20 protein-coding genes and 2 tRNA genes are annotated in these 20,966 nt (G+C 58.3%); 15 read left to right on the forward strand and 7 right to left on the reverse strand.

Annotated elements, in window-relative coordinates; genetic code table 11:
• A partial coding sequence (locus AC2FLZ_RS06525) for a pirin-like C-terminal cupin domain-containing protein (protein WP_496881966.1) occupies window positions 1–390 on the forward strand: 390 nt, incomplete at its 5' end.
• A 21-nt stretch (window positions 391–411) separates the two neighbouring features.
• Here AC2FLZ_RS06525 and AC2FLZ_RS06530 read toward each other — a convergent pair.
• Window positions 412–999, reverse strand: a complete 588-nt coding sequence (locus tag AC2FLZ_RS06530; protein WP_480516524.1) for a TetR/AcrR family transcriptional regulator — start codon at window positions 997–999, stop codon at window positions 412–414.
• Window positions 1,000–1,101: 102 nt separating this feature from the next.
• On the opposite strand from AC2FLZ_RS06530, the gene AC2FLZ_RS06535 reads away from it, so the two are divergent.
• The 6 genes from AC2FLZ_RS06535 (at window position 1,102) to AC2FLZ_RS06560 (ending at window position 5,925) form a co-directional block, all read left to right on the forward strand.
• Complete coding sequence (locus AC2FLZ_RS06535; RefSeq protein ID WP_480554627.1) at window positions 1,102–1,350, forward strand: hypothetical protein; 249 nt, start codon at window positions 1,102–1,104, stop codon at window positions 1,348–1,350.
• Window positions 1,351–1,475: 125 nt separating this feature from the next.
• Entirely contained in the window at window positions 1,476–2,762 is a 1,287-nt protein-coding gene (locus tag AC2FLZ_RS06540; RefSeq protein WP_496881967.1) for a homoserine dehydrogenase, read from the forward strand.
• Between the two features lie 69 nt (window positions 2,763–2,831).
• Window positions 2,832–3,815 (forward strand): class II fructose-bisphosphatase, encoded by a 984-nt coding sequence (gene glpX / locus AC2FLZ_RS06545; protein ID WP_480516517.1) that lies wholly within the window; start codon window positions 2,832–2,834, stop codon window positions 3,813–3,815.
• Window positions 3,816–3,908: 93 nt separating this feature from the next.
• Entirely contained in the window at window positions 3,909–5,651 is a 1,743-nt protein-coding gene (gene recJ / locus AC2FLZ_RS06550; protein WP_480516515.1) for a single-stranded-DNA-specific exonuclease RecJ, read from the forward strand.
• 98 nt (window positions 5,652–5,749) lie between these two features.
• Window positions 5,750–5,824 (forward strand) — tRNA-Glu (locus tag AC2FLZ_RS06555).
• 26 nt (window positions 5,825–5,850) lie between these two features.
• Window positions 5,851–5,925: transfer RNA gene (locus AC2FLZ_RS06560), tRNA-Glu, on the forward strand.
• A 65-nt stretch (window positions 5,926–5,990) separates the two neighbouring features.
• On the opposite strand, the gene AC2FLZ_RS06565 is transcribed toward AC2FLZ_RS06560, so the two are convergent.
• The gene (locus AC2FLZ_RS06565) at window positions 5,991–6,773 is read right to left on the reverse strand and encodes a DeoR/GlpR family DNA-binding transcription regulator (RefSeq protein ID WP_480554625.1); all 783 of its coding nucleotides are present in this window, start codon (window positions 6,771–6,773) and stop codon (window positions 5,991–5,993) included.
• 475 nt (window positions 6,774–7,248) lie between these two features.
• Here AC2FLZ_RS06565 and AC2FLZ_RS06570 point away from each other — a divergent pair, with 475 nt between their 5' ends.
• From AC2FLZ_RS06570 to AC2FLZ_RS06605, 8 genes are all read left to right on the forward strand, one after another.
• The gene (locus AC2FLZ_RS06570) at window positions 7,249–8,988 is read left to right on the forward strand and encodes an ABC transporter substrate-binding protein (protein WP_480476378.1); all 1,740 of its coding nucleotides are present in this window, start codon (window positions 7,249–7,251) and stop codon (window positions 8,986–8,988) included.
• A gap of 62 nt (window positions 8,989–9,050) precedes the next feature.
• Entirely contained in the window at window positions 9,051–10,100 is a 1,050-nt protein-coding gene (locus AC2FLZ_RS06575) for an ABC transporter ATP-binding protein (RefSeq protein ID WP_496881968.1), read from the forward strand.
• 1 nt (window position 10,101) lies between these two features.
• On the forward strand, window positions 10,102–11,178 hold the full coding sequence (locus tag AC2FLZ_RS06580; protein WP_496881969.1) for an ABC transporter ATP-binding protein: 1,077 nt from the start codon (window positions 10,102–10,104) through the stop codon (window positions 11,176–11,178).
• Window positions 11,175–12,038 carry a carbohydrate ABC transporter permease gene (locus tag AC2FLZ_RS06585; protein WP_496881970.1) on the forward strand — a complete coding sequence of 288 codons (864 nt, stop codon included), beginning with the start codon at window positions 11,175–11,177 and terminating at the stop codon, window positions 12,036–12,038. Before AC2FLZ_RS06580 ends, AC2FLZ_RS06585 begins: the two co-directional genes overlap by 4 nt.
• The gene (locus AC2FLZ_RS06590; RefSeq protein WP_155139158.1) at window positions 12,035–12,832 is read left to right on the forward strand and encodes a carbohydrate ABC transporter permease; all 798 of its coding nucleotides are present in this window, start codon (window positions 12,035–12,037) and stop codon (window positions 12,830–12,832) included. Before AC2FLZ_RS06585 ends, AC2FLZ_RS06590 begins: the two co-directional genes overlap by 4 nt.
• 8 nt (window positions 12,833–12,840) lie before the next feature.
• Window positions 12,841–13,245 (forward strand): DUF2160 domain-containing protein, encoded by a 405-nt coding sequence (locus tag AC2FLZ_RS06595; protein WP_480604084.1) that lies wholly within the window; start codon window positions 12,841–12,843, stop codon window positions 13,243–13,245.
• 65 nt (window positions 13,246–13,310) lie between these two features.
• On the forward strand, window positions 13,311–13,706 hold the full coding sequence (locus AC2FLZ_RS06600) for a BlaI/MecI/CopY family transcriptional regulator (protein WP_480476368.1): 396 nt from the start codon (window positions 13,311–13,313) through the stop codon (window positions 13,704–13,706).
• A complete protein-coding gene (locus tag AC2FLZ_RS06605) occupies window positions 13,693–14,790 on the forward strand; it encodes a M56 family metallopeptidase (RefSeq protein ID WP_480554620.1) in 1,098 nt (365 codons plus the stop codon). The genes AC2FLZ_RS06600 and AC2FLZ_RS06605 overlap by 14 nt, the downstream gene beginning before the upstream one ends.
• Window positions 14,791–14,799: 9 nt before the next feature.
• Here AC2FLZ_RS06605 and AC2FLZ_RS06610 read toward each other — a convergent pair whose 3' ends face one another.
• The 5 genes from AC2FLZ_RS06610 to xylF form a co-directional block, all read right to left on the reverse strand.
• Window positions 14,800–16,263 carry an MATE family efflux transporter gene (locus AC2FLZ_RS06610; RefSeq protein ID WP_496881971.1) on the reverse strand — a complete coding sequence of 488 codons (1,464 nt, stop codon included), beginning with the start codon at window positions 16,261–16,263 and terminating at the stop codon, window positions 14,800–14,802.
• A gap of 89 nt (window positions 16,264–16,352) precedes the next feature.
• Entirely contained in the window at window positions 16,353–17,660 is a 1,308-nt protein-coding gene (xylA, locus tag AC2FLZ_RS06615) for a xylose isomerase (RefSeq protein ID WP_496881972.1), read from the reverse strand.
• Between the two features lie 10 nt (window positions 17,661–17,670).
• Window positions 17,671–18,468, reverse strand: a complete 798-nt coding sequence (locus AC2FLZ_RS06620; protein WP_209504341.1) for an ATP-binding cassette domain-containing protein — start codon at window positions 18,466–18,468, stop codon at window positions 17,671–17,673.
• Window positions 18,468–19,766, reverse strand: a complete 1,299-nt coding sequence (locus tag AC2FLZ_RS06625; RefSeq protein WP_480476360.1) for a sugar ABC transporter permease — start codon at window positions 19,764–19,766, stop codon at window positions 18,468–18,470. The genes AC2FLZ_RS06620 and AC2FLZ_RS06625 overlap by 1 nt, the downstream gene beginning before the upstream one ends.
• A 76-nt stretch (window positions 19,767–19,842) precedes the next feature.
• Window positions 19,843–20,862: a D-xylose ABC transporter substrate-binding protein gene (gene xylF / locus AC2FLZ_RS06630; RefSeq protein WP_480516501.1), complete on the reverse strand. Its 1,020-nt coding sequence runs from the start codon at window positions 20,860–20,862 to the stop codon at window positions 19,843–19,845.
• Window positions 20,863–20,966: the final 104 nt, after the last annotated feature.

Genomic DNA, 20,966 nt, shown 5'->3' on the forward strand with positions numbered 1-20,966 from the left:
CCGCAATATCTGGATATCTCTGTCCCGGCGGGTGTGAAGAAAACTTTCCGAATCGATACGTATCGCCGTGCTTTCGCCTATGTGTTTCAGGGTCAGGCCGCCTTTGCCGATGCCTCGCAGCCGACAGGTGTGCTGCTGGAAAAGGAAATCGCCGGGCAAGAGGTCAATATCCGCGACATGTCTGGGGATCGCACGCTTGTCCGTTTTGGCACTGGCGATGAAATCACCGTTCAGGCTGGCCCCCAAGGCGTGCGGTTCCTACTGATCTCAGGGGCTCCGATCAATGAACCCGTCGCGTGGCATGGCCCCATCGTGATGAACACGCGGGCCGAACTGGAACAGGCATTTCGCGAGCTGCGCAATGGCACGTTCATTCGCCCCGCGCACTAACAGCGTGACGGTTTGACCCTGTCAGGCCGTCACTGCCTTGTGCACCATGTTCCAATAGATCTCCTCGACCTCGTCCAGTGACAGGCGACCACCCGAACGGTACCAAGTCATCACGCCGTTCAGCATGGCAATCACGGCCAGCGTTGCAATCTTCGTGTCCGAAATTGCGAATTTTCCGGCCTGCTGCCCTGAGTCAAGGATGCTTTCCAGCACGTTTTCGTATTGGCGCCGCAGGTCTTCGATTTCAGCAAAGTTTTCGGGCGAAAGATTGCGCAACTCCATATAGGCGATGAAAACTTCGTCGGGGCGTTGCAAATGGAAGCGGATGTGAAAGCCGATAAACTGGCGCAAGGCGTCTTTTGCATCGTCGCAACGGCCCATTGCATCTAGCGCCTCAAGCAGGTCCTGCATGTGTTCGCGCATCAACCGGTGTAAAAGGCTCTGTTTGTCGGGCGTATAGTTATAAAGCGCGCCTGCCTGGACCCCGACCTCTTTCGCGATCTGCCGCATCGAGACAGCGGCATACCCATAGCGGGCAAACAGGTGCAGCGCGGCCTTGCGGATACGCGGGCCGGTTATGTCGGAATGTGAGCCTTGAGTGCGTGCCATGGGTCTACAGTATATGAACAGATGTTCATTTAGAACCCCGCTTGAACGATGTCGTCAAAACGTGCATCACGATAAGGCAACAAAGACCGAAAAGCCTGCGACATGAAACTGCTGCCTGTTTTGCCACTTTTTCTGTTTTGTACCGCCTGTGCGGACATTCCCGAGCTGGAAGGCAGCGAACAGGCTGCGGTCAGATCCGCCGCCTACCCGCGCCTTATTCCGCTGCAGGAAACCTTGGGGCCACCGGTGGATCCGATCCATCAGGCAGCAGCCGTCGAAGACGAACTGACACAACGCAGCAATGCCTTGGCTCAAAAGGCGCAGGCGCTACAAAACGCGCAAACCAACTGACGCGCCATAAATCACCCCCACTATCCCCCGGTGACGGATTGCACCCTTGGCCTGAACCCGCTAAGGCAGCGCTGATTGGACAAGCATCCGACACCAAAAATACTCGAGCGGAAAAGGACCACGACATGACACAGGCACTGCGGCTTGGAATTGCGGGCTTGGGAACGGTCGGCGTGGGTGTCGTCAAGATCGTCCGCCGCCATGCAGAGTTGTTGCAGGCCCGTACAGGCCGTTCGATTGAAATCGTGGCTGTTTCCGCGCGCGACCCGAACAAGGACCGTGGCGTTAACCTGTCGGATTATGCCTGGGAAACTGATCCGGTTGCATTGGCAAAACGCGACGACATAGACGTTTACGTCGAATTGATGGGTGGCGAGAATGGTCCAGCCAAAGCCTCGGTCGAAGCAGCATTGGCCAGTGGCAAGGATGTGGTCACGGCCAACAAGGCGTTGCTGGCCATCCACGGGCAGGAACTGGCCGAAAAGGCCGAGGCCGCCGGTCGTGTGATCCGGTTTGAGGCCGCTGTCGCTGGTGGTATCCCGGTTATCAAATCCCTGACCGAAGGTCTGGCGGGTAACGAGATCACCCGCGTGATGGGTGTGATGAACGGGACGTGCAACTACATCCTGACTCGGATGCAGTCGCAGCGTCAGGGCTATAATGCCCTTTTCGATGAATGCGCCGAATTGGGATATCTGGAGGCAGACCCCAATCTGGACGTCGGGGGTATCGACGCTGCGCACAAGCTGGCTCTGCTATCCTCGATTGCGTTTGGGACCAAGCCGAATTTCGACGCGATCGAGATTGAGGGTATCCAGCAGATCAGCCTGGACGACATCGACCAGGCCGAAGACATGGGCTTTCGCATCAAGCTGCTGGGCGTGGCGCAGCGCACCGCGCGCGGGCTGGAGCAACGTATGCAGCCCTGCCTGGTACCCAGTGACTCACCACTGGGCCAGCTGGAAGGCGGCACCAATATGGTCGTGATCGAAGGCGACGCGGTTGAGCAGGTTGTTCTGCGCGGCCCCGGCGCGGGCGAAGGCCCGACAGCCAGCGCTGTGATGGGCGATGTCTGCGATCTGGCGCGCGGATTGCAAATCCCGACCTTTGGCCGCCCGGCCACCACGCTTGAAACCGCAGTTCCCGCCGTCACCGGCCGACCTGCGCCGTATTATCTGCGACTGGGCCTGCTGGATAAACCTGGTGCATTGGCCAAGGTTGCGGCCATTCTGGGCAATGCCGGGGTGTCAATCGACCGGATGCGCCAATATGCACATGCCGAAAGCACAGCGCCTGTACTGATCGTCACCCATAAGACCACCCGAACGGCGCTAGACCTCGCGTTGGAGGGTTTCCGCGAAACCGATGTGGTGGCAGGCGACCCGGTTGCATTGCGGATTGAAGCGGTTTGACCTTGCGGCCTGCATGAAACGCAAGCTATGCCGGAAGACACGGCTATACTGACCAGAGGATACAGAAACATGAGTGCTGCCAAGACCGATTTCAATGACCGCCTGCTGTCTCTGGGGCTGGCGAGGGTAGCGGAACAGGCTGCACTGGCTTCGGCTTCGCTTGTGGGCCGGGGCGATGAGAAGGCCGCGGATCAGGCCGCAGTGAACGCGATGCGGGAACAGCTGAACCTGCTGGATATAGCAGGTGTCGTGGTCATCGGTGAAGGCGAGCGTGACGAGGCACCGATGCTGTATATCGGCGAAGAGGTTGGCACAGGAAATGGCCCCGGCGTGGATATCGCACTGGATCCGCTGGAAGGCACCACGCTGACCGCCAAGGATATGCCGAACGCACTGACCGTCATCGCAATGGGCCCGCGCGGCTCGATGCTGCACGCGCCGGATGTCTATATGGACAAACTGGCGGTTGGCCCGGGTCTGCCGGAAGGCGTTGTCAATCTGGACATGACGCCGCGCGAGCGTGTCGAAGCGCTGGCCAAGGCCAAGGGGTGCAAACCGGCCGACATCACCGTCTGCATTCTGGAACGCCCGCGCCACGAAGCGATGATTGCCGAAGTGCGCGAAACCGGTGCCGCGATCCGTCTGATCACTGATGGTGACGTGGCGGGTGTCATGCACTGCGCCGAAAGCGAAGTGACCGGCATCGACATGTATATGGGCCAGGGCGGCGCGCCCGAAGGTGTGTTGGCCGCCGCTGCGCTGAAATGTATGGGCGGGCAGATTTTTGGCCGCCTGTTGTTCCGGAACGATGACGAACGTAGCCGGGCCGCCAAGGCTGGCATCACCGATCTGGACCGAGTTTATGCACGTGATGAGATGGTGACGGCGGATGTGATCTTTGCCGCCACCGGCGTGACTGGCGGCTCTTTGCTGCCCCGGATCAAGCGCGAGCCCGGCTGGGTGGAAACCACGACGCTGTTGATGCGGTCCAAGACCGGGTCGGTACGCCGCATGTCCTACCGCACGCCGACTTGGCCGCATGACAATTCATAACGGCTTGCGCCGTTGCCTTCGGCCAGAGTATTTCTGAAAAGGTGAAGAGGCCGGGTCCGCAAGGGTCCGGCCTTGGCGCATAAGAGGCGAGCAATGAGTTTTCTTGGAGTCGAGCAATCACTGACGGGACGGCTTTGGGTTGGACCTAGCCCCGAGATTGAGCGGGCGGCCGAGATGATGGCGCAACAAACCGACCTGCCCCGTGCCGTTTGCCAAGTTCTGGCCCGGCGCGGCGTGCCAGTATCGGAGGCGCCCGGCTTTCTTGACCCAAAGCTGAAGGAGTTGCTGCCTGATCCGCGGGCCTTAAAGGATATGGAAGTTGCCGCCACGCGCTTTCTGGAAGCCGTCCGCAATCGTCAGAAAATCGCGGTGTTTGCAGATTACGATGTCGATGGCGGCAGCTCTGCTGCGTTGCTGCTGGTCTGGCTGCGGCAGATGGGCGTGCAGGCGACGCTTTATGTGCCGGACCGGATCGACGAAGGGTATGGCCCCAACGTTCCCGCAATGCAGGAGCTTTCGGCCAGGCATGACCTGATCATCTGCGTTGATTGCGGCACGCTCAGCCATGATCCGATTGCGGCGGCTACGGGTGCGGATGTGATCGTTCTGGACCACCATCTGGGGGGCGAGACGCTGCCCGATTGCGTCGCTGTGGTAAATCCAAACCGACAGGATGAAAGCGGCGATCTTGGTTATCTTTGCGCGGCAGGCGTGGTGTTTCTGATGCTGGTCGAAGCCGGTCGCCAGCTGCGTGACGCAGGCGCAAGGGGACCGGACCTGGTGGCCCTTTTGGATCTGGTGGCCCTGGCGACCGTTGCCGATGTGGCGCCGCTGATAGAAGCTAACCGCGCCCTGGTGCGACAGGGGCTGAAAGTGATGGCACAGCGGCAGCGCCCCGGCCTTGTCGCGCTGTCCGATATCTCGCGCATGGATACAGCACCCAACAGTTATCACCTGGGGTTTCTGCTTGGGCCCCGTGTGAATGCCGGGGGAAGGATCGGTCAGGCCGATCTGGGCGCGCGCTTGCTGAGTACCGATTCTCTGCATGAGGCGCAGGCGTTGTCCGAACGTCTGGATGCATTGAACACTGAGCGCCGCGACATTGAAAACGCGGTGCGTTCCGCCGCGCTGGCGCAGGCCGAGGCGCGTGGCTTGGACGCCCCTTTGGTCTGGGCGGCAGGCGAGGGCTGGCACCCCGGTGTCGTTGGTATCGTGGCCTCTCGGCTGAAGGAGACAACCAATCGACCGGCAATCGTGATCGGTTTTGATGGGGATGAGGGTAAGGGTTCGGGCCGCTCGGTTTCTGGCGTCGATCTTGGGGCTTCGATCCAGCGTCTGGCGGCCGAAGGGTTGCTGGTCAAAGGAGGCGGCCACAAGATGGCCGCAGGTTTGACCGTCATGCGCGATCAGTTGGAACCCGCAATGGAGCGCCTGAGCGAGTTGCTGGCCAGACAGGGGGCCGGCCAGGGCGGTCCTGCGGATTTTAAACTGGATGGCGCGTTGATGCCCGGCGCGGCAACCGTGGATCTGATCGAGCAGATCGAACAGGCCGGACCGTTTGGCGCCGGTGCTCCGGCCCCGCGCTATGCGTTGCCTGACCTGCAGGTTCGCTTTGCCAAACGGGTCGGTGAATCGCATCTGAAACTGTCGCTGACCGATGGAATGGGCGGCGGGCTGGATGCGATTGCCTTTGGTGCTTTTGACGGGCCGATGGGCGAAAAACTGTCAAATCACGGCGGTGCGCGCTTTCATTTTGCGGGTCGGCTAGAGGTCAACACCTGGGGCGGACGCCAATCTGTGCAGCTCAGGCTGGAGGACGCGGCAGAAGCCCGTTAACACGCAGCTTTGGTGCGCTAAAAAACTTTCCAATCCCTGCGTTTTTACGCTTGCGGGGGTCACGGCGAAACCGTAAAAGGCCCTCCACAAGCCAGCGTGGCCCGTTCGTCTATCGGTTAGGACGCCAGGTTTTCAACCTGGAAAGAGGGGTTCGATTCCCCTACGGGCTGCCATTTGCGCTTGTGACCTGATACCAAGTGGCCCGTTCGTCTATCGGTTAGGACGCCAGGTTTTCAACCTGGAAAGAGGGGTTCGATTCCCCTACGGGCTGCCACTCTTCCTTAGATTCTTCCATCCCAATGCAGCAAGACCATCCGGGCTGCGCCTTAAAACAGCAACCTAGCTGTCATCAGCGATCTGAATTTCGATGCCCCAACGGTCAAGGAATCTGGCCACCCCACCTTTTGGCACAGCATCCGTGACCAGCGAATGCACCAGCCGAGGATCCGGCCCCACATAAGGTGCCCTTTCACCAAACTTGGAATGCGCTGCAGCCATAACAACCTGGTCCGCACACCTGACCACCACCGATGCAAGATCCGCTTCGGCCGCGCTTTGATACAGAAACCCTTTGCTGTCTGAAATCGCATCCGTGCTCAGGATCACGATGTCAAAGGCATAGCGTTGCAGCTGCTTATGGGTGACGTGACCAAAGGTACCCCTTTCATCGATCTGCAACTCACCCCCCAAAAGGTGCACCCGGTTTCCGTTGACCCCGGCCAAGGTCTGCACGACGCCGATGGAGTTGCTGACAACCGTGAGGTTACTGACCTGGCGCAGTTCTTCGGCGACAAAGGCAGTCGTCGATCCCACATCCAGGAAAACGGTCATCTGATCGCGAACCAGTTTCGCGGTATGCCCGGCGATCAAACGCTTTTCATCCGCGTCTTGCGAAATGCGGTGAAAGAAGTTGGGGGCGCCCTGCACTCCGGCAAGATAGGCACCGCCATGAACGCGCTCGACCGTACCCGCCTTTGACAAGGCTTTGATCGTTCGGCGCACCGTCTCTTCGGAGACGCCGAGCATATTCGCCAAATCTGAATTCCGGGCCGTTCCACCCAAACGTCTTAGGGCATCAAGCAATTCCAGCTCACGATGGGTGTTGAGGGTATTCTTCTTCACGAACCGGCTCCGGAAATTTTCTTTATATGGACACGGAATACCGTGAACGGCAAGGCAGTGCCACATCCGCATTGCCACATCCGGCCTTTTGTCGGACCGGATTGGTGCTATGTGAGCACTGAGTTTTAGCAATAATGATCTGGGAAGCTGGTTTGCCTGACTTCCCACTCAGTACCGGATCAGTGTCGGTGCCTCACGAAACACGAGTGCAATTCTGCGCGCCAGCCGTCATTGCAAGCCCGCATTGAGTCACGGTGGATTTCCCTATTTACCCCGCTTGAACTCAATAGATTTTCACAAGAAAAATTAGTTGTTTACAATCAATCTCTGCACTGGAAGGACGCTCGAATCACCTGTCTTCTGAATGCCTGAACGTCAATTACTAAAAATTTAGTTTGACACATACGCAAGAAATCGCTGATGCTGTTCTGCATCCGGTTCCCGCCGGAGAACCATAATTTTTGGGAGGAGACAGATGCGGAGACATCTACTTTCCGCAGTGGCGGCGGCTGCCGTCATTGCGGGGCACGGGTCCGCTTGGGCCGACGAAGCCGCAGCACAACGTTGGATCGACGACGAATTCCAGCCATCGACCTTGTCGAAAGACGAACAGATGGCCGAGATGCAATGGTTTATCCAAGCTGCACAGCCCTACGCTGGCATGGAAATCAACGTCCTGTCCGAAGGTATTCCGACGCATTCCTACGAGTCGGAGGTTCTGACCAAGGCGTTTGAAGAAATCACCGGCATCAAGGTCAATCACCAAATCCTTGGCGAAGGCGAAGTGGTCCAGGCTGTTCAGACCCAGATGCAGACAGGTCGGAACCTGTATGACGGCTATGTCAACGACAGTGACCTGATTGGTACCCACTCGCGCCTGCAACTGGCCTATCCACTGACCGACATGATGGGCGGCGACTGGGCGGCGACAACTTCGCCAACAATCGATCTGGATGACTTCATGGGCATTCAGTTCACCACCGGGCCGGACGGCAAGCTGTATCAGCTTCCCGACCAGCAGTTTGCGAACCTTTACTGGTTCCGCAAGGACTGGTTCGATGACGAGGCCAACAAGGCCGCGTTCAAAGAGAAATACGGCTATGATCTGGGCGTTCCGGTCAACTGGTCGGCCTATGAAGACATCGCCGAGTTCTTCACCAATGACGTGAAAGAAGTCGACGGCGTGGCGATCTACGGCCACATGGATTACGGCAAGCGCGCGCCTGACCTTGGCTGGCGCATGACCGACGCCTGGCTTTCGATGGCCGGTGCCGGTGACAAGGGCGAGCCGAACGGTATTCCGGTTGACGAATGGGGCATCCGCATGGAAGCGGGCACCTGTAACCCGGTCGGCGCCTCGGTGTCGCGCGGTGGTGCTGCAAATGGCCCCGCAGCGGTCTATGCGATCCGCAAATGGGACGAATGGCTGCGGGCCTACGCGCCTCCAGGTGCGGCGTCTTACGACTTCTACCAGTCGCTGCCGGCACTGAGCCAGGGCAACGTGGCCCAGCAGATTTTCTGGTACACCGCCTTTACCGCCGACATGGTGAAGCCGAAGTCCGAAGGCAACAACACCGTGGATGACGAAGGCACGCCGCTGTGGCGGATGGCGCCCAGCCCGCACGGCCCCTACTGGGAAGAAGGCCAGAAGGTTGGCTATCAGGACGTGGGTTCCTGGACGTTCCTGAAATCAACCCCCTCGGATCGTGCGCAGGCAGCCTGGCTTTATGCCCAGTTCGTTACGTCCAAGACTGTTGATGTGAAGAAGTCCCATGTGGGTCTGACCTTCATCCGCGACAGCTCGGTCAACCACGAGTCGTTCACGGAACGTGCATCCAAGCTGGGTGGTCTGGTCGAATTCTATCGCTCGCCTGACCGCGTGGCATGGTCGCCGACCGGCATCAACGTACCGGACTATCCAAAGCTGGCCCAGATCTGGTGGCAGCAGATCGGTGACGTGAACTCGGGCGCCTTCACCCCGCAAGAGGCGATGGACCGTCTGGCCGAAGAGATGGACATCACCATGGCCCGTATGCAGGCCGCGGATGAAAGCGCCGGTGTCTACGGTGGCTGTGGCCCGCGTTTGAATGAACCGCAGGACGACGCATTCTGGCTGGAAAAAGCGGGTTCGCCCAAGGCCAAGCTGGAAAACGAAAAGCCGCAGGGCCAGACCGTCAACTATGACGAACTGGTTAAGCGCTGGCAGTCCCAGTAAAAGCAACATCGTAGGCCGGGCTTAAGCCCGGCCTACCCCTGAATGCCCCGCGAGTTTCCCAGATGATCGAACTTCAAGACGCGACCAAACGGGTCGGCAACGTCATCCATATCAAGCCAACCAACCTGACGCTGCAAACCGGCCATTTCAACGTGCTATTGGGCGCGACAGGTTCCGGAAAAACGTCACTAATCAAGATGATGGCCGGGTTGGACCCGATCGCCTCGGGCAAGGTCCTGATGGACGGACAGGACGTGACACGGTTGAACACGCAAAAGCGGCAGATCAGCCTGGTGCACCAGTTCTTCGTGAACTACCCGCATATGACCGTATTTGACAACATCGCCTCGCCCCTGCGCGTGTCTGGCATGGCCAAGTCCGAGATCGATGGCCGCGTGGAAGAGGCCGCCGATCTGCTGCAATTGCGCCCCATGCTCCACCGCCGCCCGCATGAGCTGTCGGGCGGGCAACAACAGCGAACCGCGCTGGCGCGTGCCATTGCAAAAGAAAGCCGCGCCGTCTTCCTTGATGAGCCTCTAGCGAATCTTGATTATAAACTGCGCGAAGAGTTGCGCGAACAACTGCCCGACCTGTTCGCTGGTCGCGGGGCCGTCGTTGTCTACGCCACCTCGGAGCCTGAAGAGGCATTGCTGCTGGGGGGCTACACCGCGCTGATGGAAGACGGCCGCGTGACCCAATTCGGCCCAACCACCGACATCTACCGTAATCCGGAAAACATTGCCGCGGCGCGTGTTTTCTCGGACCCGCCTATCAATGTGGCTCGTATCACCGTTGCCAGCGCCCGGGCGCAATTGGCAGGTAATGTCGGCTGGGCTGTCTCGGACATGTCCGATGGGGAATATATGGTCGCCGTGCGCCCTCATCGCGTGACGCCATTTCGTACGTCTGACGCCGACGTCGAACTGACCGGACGTGTGATCGTGACCGAACTGTCAGGTTCGGATTCCAGCGCGCATTTCCAACATGGTGATGAAGCCTGGGTTTCACTCGCCGCCGGTGTGCATCCCTATCAGGTCGGCGAAGATCACAGTTTCTACGTGAACCCGGCCCATTGCCGGTACTTCAGCCAAGACGGCAAAAGGGTGGCCTGACATGGCACAGATCAAGCTTTCAAACCTCCGACACAGCTATTTGCCATCGCCAAAAGGCCCCGAGGACTATGCGCTGAAGGAAATCGACGTCACGTGGCGCGATGGCGGGGCCTATGCACTGTTGGGACCGTCAGGTTGTGGCAAGTCAACGCTGCTGAACATCATATCCGGTCTTCTTACCCCCTCGGAAGGCCGGATACTGTTCGATGATCAAGACGTCACAGCCCTGCCCCCGGACCAACGCAACATCGCGCAGGTTTTCCAATTTCCGGTGATCTATGACACGATGACCGTGGGCGAGAACCTGGCCTTCCCATTGAAGAATCGGGGTGTTGATCCTGCGACAATCAAGCGCCGTGTTCTGGAAATCGCCGCGATGCTGGATGTTACGGATATGCTGAACACCCGCGCATCGGGCCTGAGCCCGGACAACAAACAGAAGATCTCGATGGGTCGCGGCCTTGTTCGCGACGACGTGAATGCGGTGATGTTCGATGAACCGCTGACCGTGATCGACCCGCACCTGAAATGGAAACTGCGATCCAAGCTGAAAGAGCTGCACCAGCGCGTGCAGGCCACAATGATCTACGTGACACACGACCAGACCGAGGCGCTGACCTTCGCCGACGAGGTGGTGGTAATGCAAGACGGTGAAGTGGTTCAGATCGGAACGCCGGTCGAACTGTTTGAACGGCCGCAGCACACATTTGTCGGCCATTTCATCGGCTCGCCGGGTATGAATGTCCTTCCGTGTGAAGCCAAAGGCGACCGCGCCGTATTTGAAGGGCACGAGGTCATGCTGGAAGGTCCCACACACGGTGACGGCGGCCGCACCGATTTGGGTATCCGCCCGGAATATGTAGGTTTCGGCGACACTGGCATTCCGGCACATGTGACCAAGGTCGCCGATATCGGCCGCCACTATGTGGTCAGCGCCGTGGTCGGCAACACCGCCCTCAAGGTCGTGACCGAACACAGTGTACCGGAACCGGGATCACAGGTCTTTTTGCAATTCAAACCCGAACAATCCCGCGTCTACCGCGACGGCTGGATCGCAACTCAGGAGCGGGTGCAATGAGAACGGAAAACCAAAAGGCGTGGTTCTTTGTCCTGCCCGTACTTGCGCTGGTAGCGTTCAACGCGCTGGTGCCTATGATGACGGTGGTCAATTACTCGGTGCAGGAAACCTTCGGCAACAACCAGTTCTTCTGGGAAGGACTGGGCTGGTTCGAACGGATCCTGCGATCCGACCGGTTTCAGGCAGCACTTGGACGGCAGTTTCTGTTCACCTTCCTGATCCTAATCATCGAGGTACCGCTGGGCATCATCGTCGCCCTGTCGATGCCGCGCAAAGGCTTTTGGGTGCCTGTCTGTCTGGTGCTGATGGCCTTGCCGATGCTGATCCCTTGGAACGTTGTAGGGTCGATGTGGAACATCTTCACCCTGCCCAAGATTGGATTGCTGGGATATTTCCTGAATGACGTGCTAGGCATCAACTATGACATGACGCAACAGCCGCTTTCGGCCTGGATAACCGTCATCGTCATGGATGTGTGGCACTGGACGTCGCTGGTCGTGCTGCTGTGCTATGCGGGCCTCGTATCAATCCCCGACGCCTATTATCAGGCCGCCAAAATCGACGGCGCCAGCCCGTGGTCGGTGTTCCGCTATATCCAGCTGCCAAAGATGAAGACGGTTCTGACCATCGCGGTTCTGCTGCGGTTCATGGACAGCTTCAATATCTATACCGAGCCTTTTGTTCTGACCGGGGGCGGTCCCGGCAACTCGACCACCCTGCTGTCGATTGACCTTGTGAAGATCGCGCTGGGGCAGTTCGACCTTGGCCCGGCGGCAGCGATGAGCCTGATTTATTTCGCCATCACGCTGCTGGTGTCGTGGCTCTTCTACACCCTGATGACAAAGGACGACGCAGAATGAAAAAGCGGTCCATCATCCCGATCCTCTATATAGCGTTCCTGATGCTTCCGATCTATTGGCTGGTGGCGATGTCCTTCAAGACCACGAACGAGATCCTGTCGGGCTTTTCCTTGTTTCCCCAGACTTTTACGCTGGAAAACTATATCACCATCTTCACTGACCCGACGTGGTACTGGGGTTACATCAACTCGATTACCTATGTGACTCTGAACACAGTGCTTTCCGTCTGCGTTGCCCTGCCTGCGGCTTATGCGTTCTCACGCTATCGGTTCCTCGGCGACAAGCAGCTGTTCTTCTGGCTGTTGACCAACCGCATGGCCCCGGCGGCCGTGTTCGCCCTGCCATTCTTCCAGCTCTATTCGTCGATCCACCTTTTCGACACCTATCTGGCCGTGGCTTTGGCCCATACGCTGTTCAACGTGCCGCTGGCGGTGTGGATTCTGGAAGGGTTCATGCGTGGTATCCCAAAGGAGTTGGATGAAACCGCCTATGTGGATGGATATTCGTTCCCGCGCTTCTTCGTGACAATCTTCCTGCCCAACATCAAGGCAGGTGTCGGTGTCGCGGCGTTCTTCTGCTTCATGTTCTCATGGGTGGAAATGCTGCTGGCCAAGACCCTGACTGCGGTTGAGGCCAAACCCATCGCTGCCGTGATGACCCGCACAGCATCCAGTGCCGGGTACGAGTTGGGTCTGCTGGCCGCTGCGGGCACCCTGACCATCATCCCCGGTGCCATCGTCATCTGGTTTGTTCGCAACTACATCGCGCGTGGCTTCGCGATGGGACGAGTGTGAGGTTCGACATGCGAAAACTGCTTCTCACCCTCCCCTTCGTGCCCTCAGCAGCCTTTGCTCAGGCCAAGGCCGGATGGGGCAATGTCGGACAGGAGGCCGAAAAAGGGTTCTCGTGGACGGACCCCTTGTGGCCCGATTTCTGGATGGCATGGACACCTGCCACGCTGGCCGTGTTTGTCGGCATCTTCTCGGCCATAGCATGCATTGGCCTGCTGGAAGGTTTCAAGTTCCGCGACGGGATTGAACGACGCGGGGTTCTGGGGCTGACAACCACGCTAGGGGATCGCCTGTTCATTACCCTTCTGGGGTCCGCGTACATTTTCCTGGCGTGGCTTGGATTGGTCGGGCAACCGGTCTGGACACCGCTATTCCTGTCGATTGGCTGGGGCGTTTTTGTGTTCTGGAAAGTTTAGACTTTGAGAAATCGCGAAAGGATGCTTGTCTGTCAGGCATAATAACCATGACGACACCGAGACCGATGCGAAAGAAAAAGACGACAAATCTGCTGACCGAGGTCGAACTGGAGTTCATGAACGAGCTCTGGGCCCTCGGGCAAGGCTCGGTGCGTGATGTCCTGGACCGCCTGCCGTCAGAACGCAACCTGGCCTATACATCCGGGGCCACGATCCTGCGCATTCTGGACGAGAAGGGTTTTGTGGAAAGCCAAAAGTCGGGAAAAACCCTGATCTATACGCCGCTTCTGGAAAAGGACAGATATCAGGCCCGTTCGCTGCAAAATCTGTCGCGCACGCTTTTTGACGACACCCCCGCCACACTGGTGGCGCGGCTGGTCGACGACGCGGGGCTGAGCGAAGCCGACCTGGAGGAAATTCGAGCACTGGTAGAGAGGAGACTGCAAAATGACAGCGGTTAGACCGGTTCTCGACGCATTCATCGAACTCAACATCGTGCTGGCCTTTTCGGCGGTCATCTGGCTGATGACCCGCACGGCCCTAAGCCGCACCGCACTGCGCAATGGCTATGTTGTACAGTTGCGGGCCCTCAAGACCCTGTGCATCTGCGTCCTTGCCAGCCCGTTTCTGGCGGTTTGCGTGTCGTCGCTGACGACCTACGCTTGGCCGGGCAGTGCCGTGGCCCTTGGTGATATCGCTGTTGCGGCCTATCTGCGCGGTGACATCGCAATGCCTGCGACGCAGTTTGAAGCACTGCTGAACACTCGCGAAAGGTGGGTAGATCTTGCATTGTCGGGACAGCAACCTGTGATCACCCTCGTTGCCGCCATACTTGCCTGTGTCGCTGCCGTGTACGCCGCGCGTGCCTTGCGGGACGCAATGGCGATCCGTCAGACTGTCAATTCCAGTTTTCTTTGGCGGCGGTCTGCCAAGGTGGATATTCGCCTGTCCGATCGCATCACCGTGCCGTTCGCCGTGCGCGGACTTCGCCGCCGCCACGTCGTTCTGCCTAGCCATTTGCTGGACACCCCGCGAGAGTTGCGTTTTGCGCTCGCTCACGAGTTTCAGCATATCCGTACTGGTGATGTGGAATGGGAACTGGGGTTTGAGCTGCTGCGTCCGCTTTTGTTCTGGAACCCTGCCTACCTGATGCTCAAGTATCAATTCGGCCGGCTGCGCGAGTTGGCCTGTGACCAGTCGGTTGTTGCGCGCAAACGGATTGATGCGCGGGAATACACGGCGTGCCTGCTGGACTATTGCGCCCGGACAATCTCAACCAACAGCCCACGCGTTCTGAATGTTGCTTTTGTGACAGGCGGCAAGGCAAAGCGCGTACTGCGGCAACGTGTAATCGCACTGACCGATGTTCAGCCTTCGGTACCCGCCTTGCCGGCATTGTTCCTCGGCATGACGCTGATCTTTGGCGCCCTTTTGGCTCTGGGGTCGGCCTCAATCCAGCAGACACGGGATTGGAGCCATGACCGCCTGATGCTGTCAACGGTGGTCAACTTGGAACGACTGGAGGCGCGCAATCAGGGGAACTGACCTGATCGCTTACCAGCCGCGACGCCCGAACAGCGAGTGAAGTCGCCCCTGATCGGTAAAAGGCTCGGGCGATTGCACGCGTTCCAGCCGCGCAACAACGCGCGCGACAAGAACCCATCCTATGACAGCAAAGATGACGCCCCCAAAAGCCTGCCCCAACAGAACGCCCGACGCCCCGGCGATTTGTGAGCCAATTGTGGCAAACACCCATGTGCCAATGGTGTGACGACCCCAGTTTATCCACGTGGAATAGACCGGATGGCCTAGATTGTTGAAACTGGCATTTGTCACAAAAATCACACCGTTGAAGAAAGAAGCCAATGCCAGCGGGCCACAGAACAAGTAAATTAGTACGCGCGTTTCCCCCTGGGCTGCGAACAAATTTGCAATTGGGGACCGCAGCAAAAACAAAATAGCCGACATGCAAAGAACATAGATTGCGGTGAACTTGATCCCGGCCAGAAACGCAGTGCGCACGCGATCAAATTTTTCTGCCCCGAAATTCTGCCCGATGATTGGCCCTATCGCGCCGGACAGCGCAAAGATGACCGAAAACGCCACCGGCAACAGCCGCCCGATCACCGCCATACCCGCAACTGCATCCGTTCCGAACTGCGCGATTTCCCGAACAACGATGGCATTCCCGATCGGCGTGGCGACGTTCGTCAGAACAGCAGGGATTGCGATGGCCCGCACGGGCCGAAAATCCTGTGCCACCTGTTTCATCGATGGGCGTGCAAACCCCTGATGCACCCGCAGCGCGGGCCATAAGGCTGCGCCCAACATACATAGCCGCGCCAGAACTGAGGCTATCGCGGCCCCATCCAACCCCAGTCCAACGGCAAATATCAAAATCGGGTCAAGAACTGCATTCACAACGCCGCCGTAAATCGTTGCCATCATTGATCGGCGCGCATCGCCGTGGGCGCGCAGCACAGCCATCGCCGCCATCGCAATCGACATCACCCACATAGTCGGCAGAATGATCGACACATAGCGCGTCGCCAGCCGCAAAACCTCGCCCTTTGCGCCAAGCAGCGACAGCAGAAAGCTGACGTTCAGCAGCACCAAAACGGAGGTTACCAACCCGACGATCAGCCCCAGCACGGCGACACTGGACGCGTATTGCCTTGCCTGTTCGACCCGCCCGCCGCCCAACTCACGCGCGACCAGCGCCCCGGCAGAAATCGACAGACCGATATTGATGGCGTTCGTAAAAAACAGCAGCGTCCCGGCATAACCTACCGCTGCGGCCAGCGCGTCGTTGCCCAGCATCGAGATAAAGACCATATCGACAAAATCGACAGCAAAGATCGCCATCAATCCAATGCTCGTGGTCAGCGACATGCGCGTCACATGCAGCATCAGGTTGCCACTTAGAAAGATTGCCTTACCTGATGATTTTTCCACCAATACTCTGGTCGTCCCATCTGCGCGACCCAGACGGGCCCATGATGCCACTGCGTTCGACAAGGGAAAGCCCCGGGCAACGCCTAAGTAAACTCACGCGTTTCCGGGGCTTTGTACACCGATTATTTCAGTTCAGGCTGAGCCGACAGGAATCACACAAAGCGGTTCACGTAATTCTCAAGCACTTCCTGACGCCCCGAGCGTGGCTGAGGATTGAGGTCTTCGGCAATCACCCGCGCTGCAATCTCGTCGAGGCCAGAGGTTAGCATCGCCTGAGCTTTAGGCGTTTTCCAGCCTGCATACCGGTCGGCCAGCGCCTGTTCCAGACCACCATCTTCAAGCATCGCAGCTGCCGCTTTCAGGCCCCGGGCACAGATATCCATCCCGCCCACATGCGCAGCGATCAGGTCTTCGGCGTCGATGGATTGCCTGCGAAGTTTAGCGTCGAAGTTGGTGCCACCCGTGGTAAACCCGCCCGCTTTCAGGATGTGGTAATAAGCCAGCGCGACTTCGGGCGTGTTGTTGGGGAACTGATCCGTATCCCACCCGGACTGGTAATCGTTCCGGTTCATGTCGATGGACCCAAGCATACCCTCAGCCGCAGCAACAGCGATCTCATGTTCGAAACTGTGTCCTGCCAGGATTGCGTGCCCTTGTTCCAGGTTCAGCTTGACCTCATCCTCGAGGCCGTACTTGCGCAGGAAACCGATACAGGTTGCCGCATCGAAATCATATTGATGCTTGGACGGCTCCTGCGGTTTGGGTTCGACGAGGATCGTGCCTTTGAAGCCGATCTTGTGCTTGTACTCGACCACCATGTTCAGGAACTGGCCCATATGATCCAGTTCGGCCTTCATGTCGGTATTGAGCAGCGTCTCGTAGCCCTCGCGTCCACCCCAAAGCACATAGTTCTCGCCGCCCAGTTTGTGGGTCGCGTCCAAACAGGATTTCACCGTGGCGGCAGCGAAAGCAAAGACGTCGGGGTCGGGGTTGGTGCTGGCACCCCCCATCCAGCGACGGTGGCTGAACATGTTGGCCGTTCCCCACAACAGCTTGGTGCCGGATGCCTGCATCTTTTCACCGATATAATCGGTGATCTCATTCAGCGTGCGCAGATTGTCGGCGAAGTTCCCATGCTCAGGGCGGATATCCGCGTCATGCCAGCAGAAATAGGGCTGTCCCAGGATCTGAAACATCTCAAAGGCGATATCGGCCTTCATCTTGGCGCGGCCCATGTCGTCTTGCGGATGCCATGGGCGTTCAAAAGTCGAGCCACCAAACGGATCCCCGCCTTCCCAGGCAAACGAGTGCCACCACGCCACGGCAAAACGCAGGTGATCCTCCATGCGCTTACCCATCACGATCTCGTCCGGGTTGTAGTGACGGAATGCGAGCGGGTTCTTACTGTTCTCGCCCTCGAATTGGACCTGCTCGATCCCCTGAAAGAAACCGCTCGTCATCTCTTTTGCCTCATTCCGTCTTTTCACCGGGCTTCTTGCCCAGAATGATCATCGACAGCAAATCGTCATCCGTGACATCAGCGATGTCGACTGTGCCAACCAGTTGCCCGTTTTTCATGACCGAAGCCCGGTCGCACAACTCCATTACTGCATGCACATCGTGGTCGATCAGGAAAATTCCGATCCCTTGCGCCTTGAGCTGCTGGATCAGGTCCGCCACCATCTGTGTTTCGTGCGGGCCAAGCGCGGCTGTGGGCTCGTCCATGATCAGGATGCGCGCATTGAAATATACCGCACGCGCTATGGCCACCGACTGCCGCTGACCACCGGATAGCGCCGAGACCGGGTCGTTGAACTTCTGAAAGTTCGGGTTCAGCTGTGCCATGATCTTGCGGCATTCGGCCTCCATCGCGGCATCGTTGACCAACCCGAAAGGCGTGACCATCTCCCGCCCCAGGAAAAGGTTCGAACTTGCATCCAGATTGTCCGCCAAGGCTAACGTCTGGTAGATCGTCTCGATATTGTTGGCACGCGCATCGCGGGGGTTGTTGATCTCAACCTTCTTGCCGTCGATCAGGATCTCTCCGTGGTCCTTCTGATAGGCACCCGAAAGCACCTTGATCAGCGTAGATTTACCGGCCCCGTTGTGGCCCAGAAGGCCCACAACCTCGCCCGGGTACAAGTCGACCGAGACACGGTCCACCGCCTTGATGCCGCCGAACGAAATCGAGATATCGCGCATTTCGACAAGAGGAGGCTGGCCGGACCCTCGGCCCGAAGTTTGGTTCTGTGTTTCTTGTGCTTGCATCATTTCGCTCCCAGACGTTTGCGATAGACGATGTCGATATAGACGGCCAAAACCAGAACGGTGCCCACGACGATGTTCTGAAACGGTGCGTCCACGCCAACCATGGCCATGCCCGATTGAAGCGCCTGCATGATCAGCGCGCCAAGGATCGCGCCGTAGATCGTACCGATACCACCGGACAGCGCCGTGCCGCCGATTACGGCCGCAGCAATCACGCGCAGCTCATCCAATGTGCCGATATCGTTCGAGTGGTTGGCCAAGCGGGCCGAAGCCACGACCGCCGACAGCGCACACAGGAACCCCATCAGGGCAAAGATCTTGACGGTCATCATGCGAGTGTTGATGCCCGACAGTTCCGCCGCATCCGGGTTGCCCCCCGTGGCAAAGATATAGCGGCCAAAGCGGGTTTTGCGGGCCACAACAGTCAAGGTTACCGCAACAAGGATCAGGATCAGAACCGAGATCGGGATACCATAACCCACAACAAGCCCCTCAGGCAGGGCCTCGCCACGCGCTTCGAACATACGTTCCAGCCTGCGGGTGGGAATCGAGTAGCTGTTGACGATCAAGACATAGCCCATAATGGCGATGCCAATGATCCCCGCCAATGTAGTTTCAGCCCAAACCGGTTTCACAGGAAACCCATGGGCAGCCTTGGAGCGGCGACCGCTCCACAACGCCCAAACCGCAATAGCGGTGGCGGCAAGGCCGAACAGAAGGCTGACCGTTGTTCCCAATGTCCCGTTGGTTCCGCCAAATATCAGGAAGGTGCTGTCCAGCGGGCCGATAGTCTGGCCATCGGTCATGTACCAGGCGACGTTGCGCCAGACCAGAAAACCGCCAAGCGTCACGATAAAGGCCGGTATGGTCAGATAGCCGACCATCCAACCGTGGAATGCGCCGATCAAGGTTCCAACTGCAAGGCCGACAACAAGAGTGATTGCCCAGGTGGCCGGGTGATTCAAACCTAGCCCCAGCACGTTCGGCAGAAGCTCGGTCTGGGTCATCGCCATGACGGCGGATGTGGTCGCCAGCAGCGCGCCGACCGAAAGATCAATGTGGCGCATCACGATAATGAACACCATGCCACAGGCCATGATCGCGACCGAGACCGTCTGAATCGACAGGTTGAACAGGTTTCTGGGCGTCAGAAAACGGCCATCCGTTACGATGTTGAAGCCGATGCACAGGATGATGAAGGCGCCGATCATGCCCAATAGCCGCATGTCCAGTTCCAGTTGCTGGAACAGGCTGGCCTTTGCTTTTTGGGGTACCGGCTGAGACGAAGTTTCGGTCATATCCGATCTTTCATGTTCAGCTATGGTCTCTGGCCCGACCTTGCGGGCCAGAGACGTTATGGTTTGGAGACTTGACTTAGTTACAGGGTGCAGGACCGTTTTCGACGCCCTGGCACAGGTGTTCCAGCGGAATCCAGCCAGCATCGACCACAACGGACAGGTTGTCTTTTGTGATCGGCACAGGTGCCAGGAAGACTGACGTCATCTCGGTTCCACCTGGCGAAGTCCAGCTGACCGCGCCTTCAACGTCTGCCGCAGCCGTTCCACCGCTCAGCGCGACCGCAATTTCACCTGCGGCTCTGCCCAGCTCACGTGCGTCTTTCCAGACCGAAACGGTTTGTGTGCCTTTGGCCACCCGGTTCAGCGCCGCATGGTCGCCATCCTGACCTGACACCGGAATGCCGTCCATACCTTGTGCGGTCAGTGCAGCAACAACACCGCCTGCAGTTCCGTCATTTGACGCGACCACAGCATCGACTTTGTTTTCGTTGGCCGTCAGGATCTGTTCCATGTTGCGCTGCGCGTTCGCAGGCAGCCAGCCATCGGTATAGGCTTCGCCGACGATCACAATGTCACCACTGTCAACAGCGCCCTGGATGATCTCCTGTTGGCCACCGCGCAGGAAATCCGCGTTCGGGTCGGTTGGCGAGCCCTTGATCATCACATAGTTGCCCTTGGGCATCGCGTCGAACACCGCGCGCGCCTGCATACGACCGACTTCGACATTGTCAAAGGTCAGGTAGAAGGCCCGATCATCTTCGATCAAACGGTCATAAGCGATGACTGGGATACCTTCGTCGGCCGCTGCCTGAACAGCTGGACCGATGGCCTGGGAATCCTGCGCCAGAATGATCAGCGCATCAACACCCTGGGCGATCAGGCTTTCAATATCCGACAATTGCTTGGCCGACGACGATTGCGCATCTGCCGAAATATACTCGGCACCGCCTGCCTCAAGCGCGGCTTTGATCGCCGCTTCGTCGGTTTTCCAGCGCTCTTCCTGGAAGTTCGACCAGCTGACACCGACCGTGGTTTCTGCAAACGCAACCGTCCCCATCAGGACGGCCACAGCAGAAGCGCTGAGAATTCGTTTCATGATTTCCTCCCGGTTTATCGAGCCATCGCTTCATGATTCGTGGCTCTCACAATTCTGAGTATCATATTTATTTCAGTCAGTAAAATATTTATGCTACCGGAAAG

Source organism: Ruegeria sp. YKSF131 (assembly GCF_059612645.1).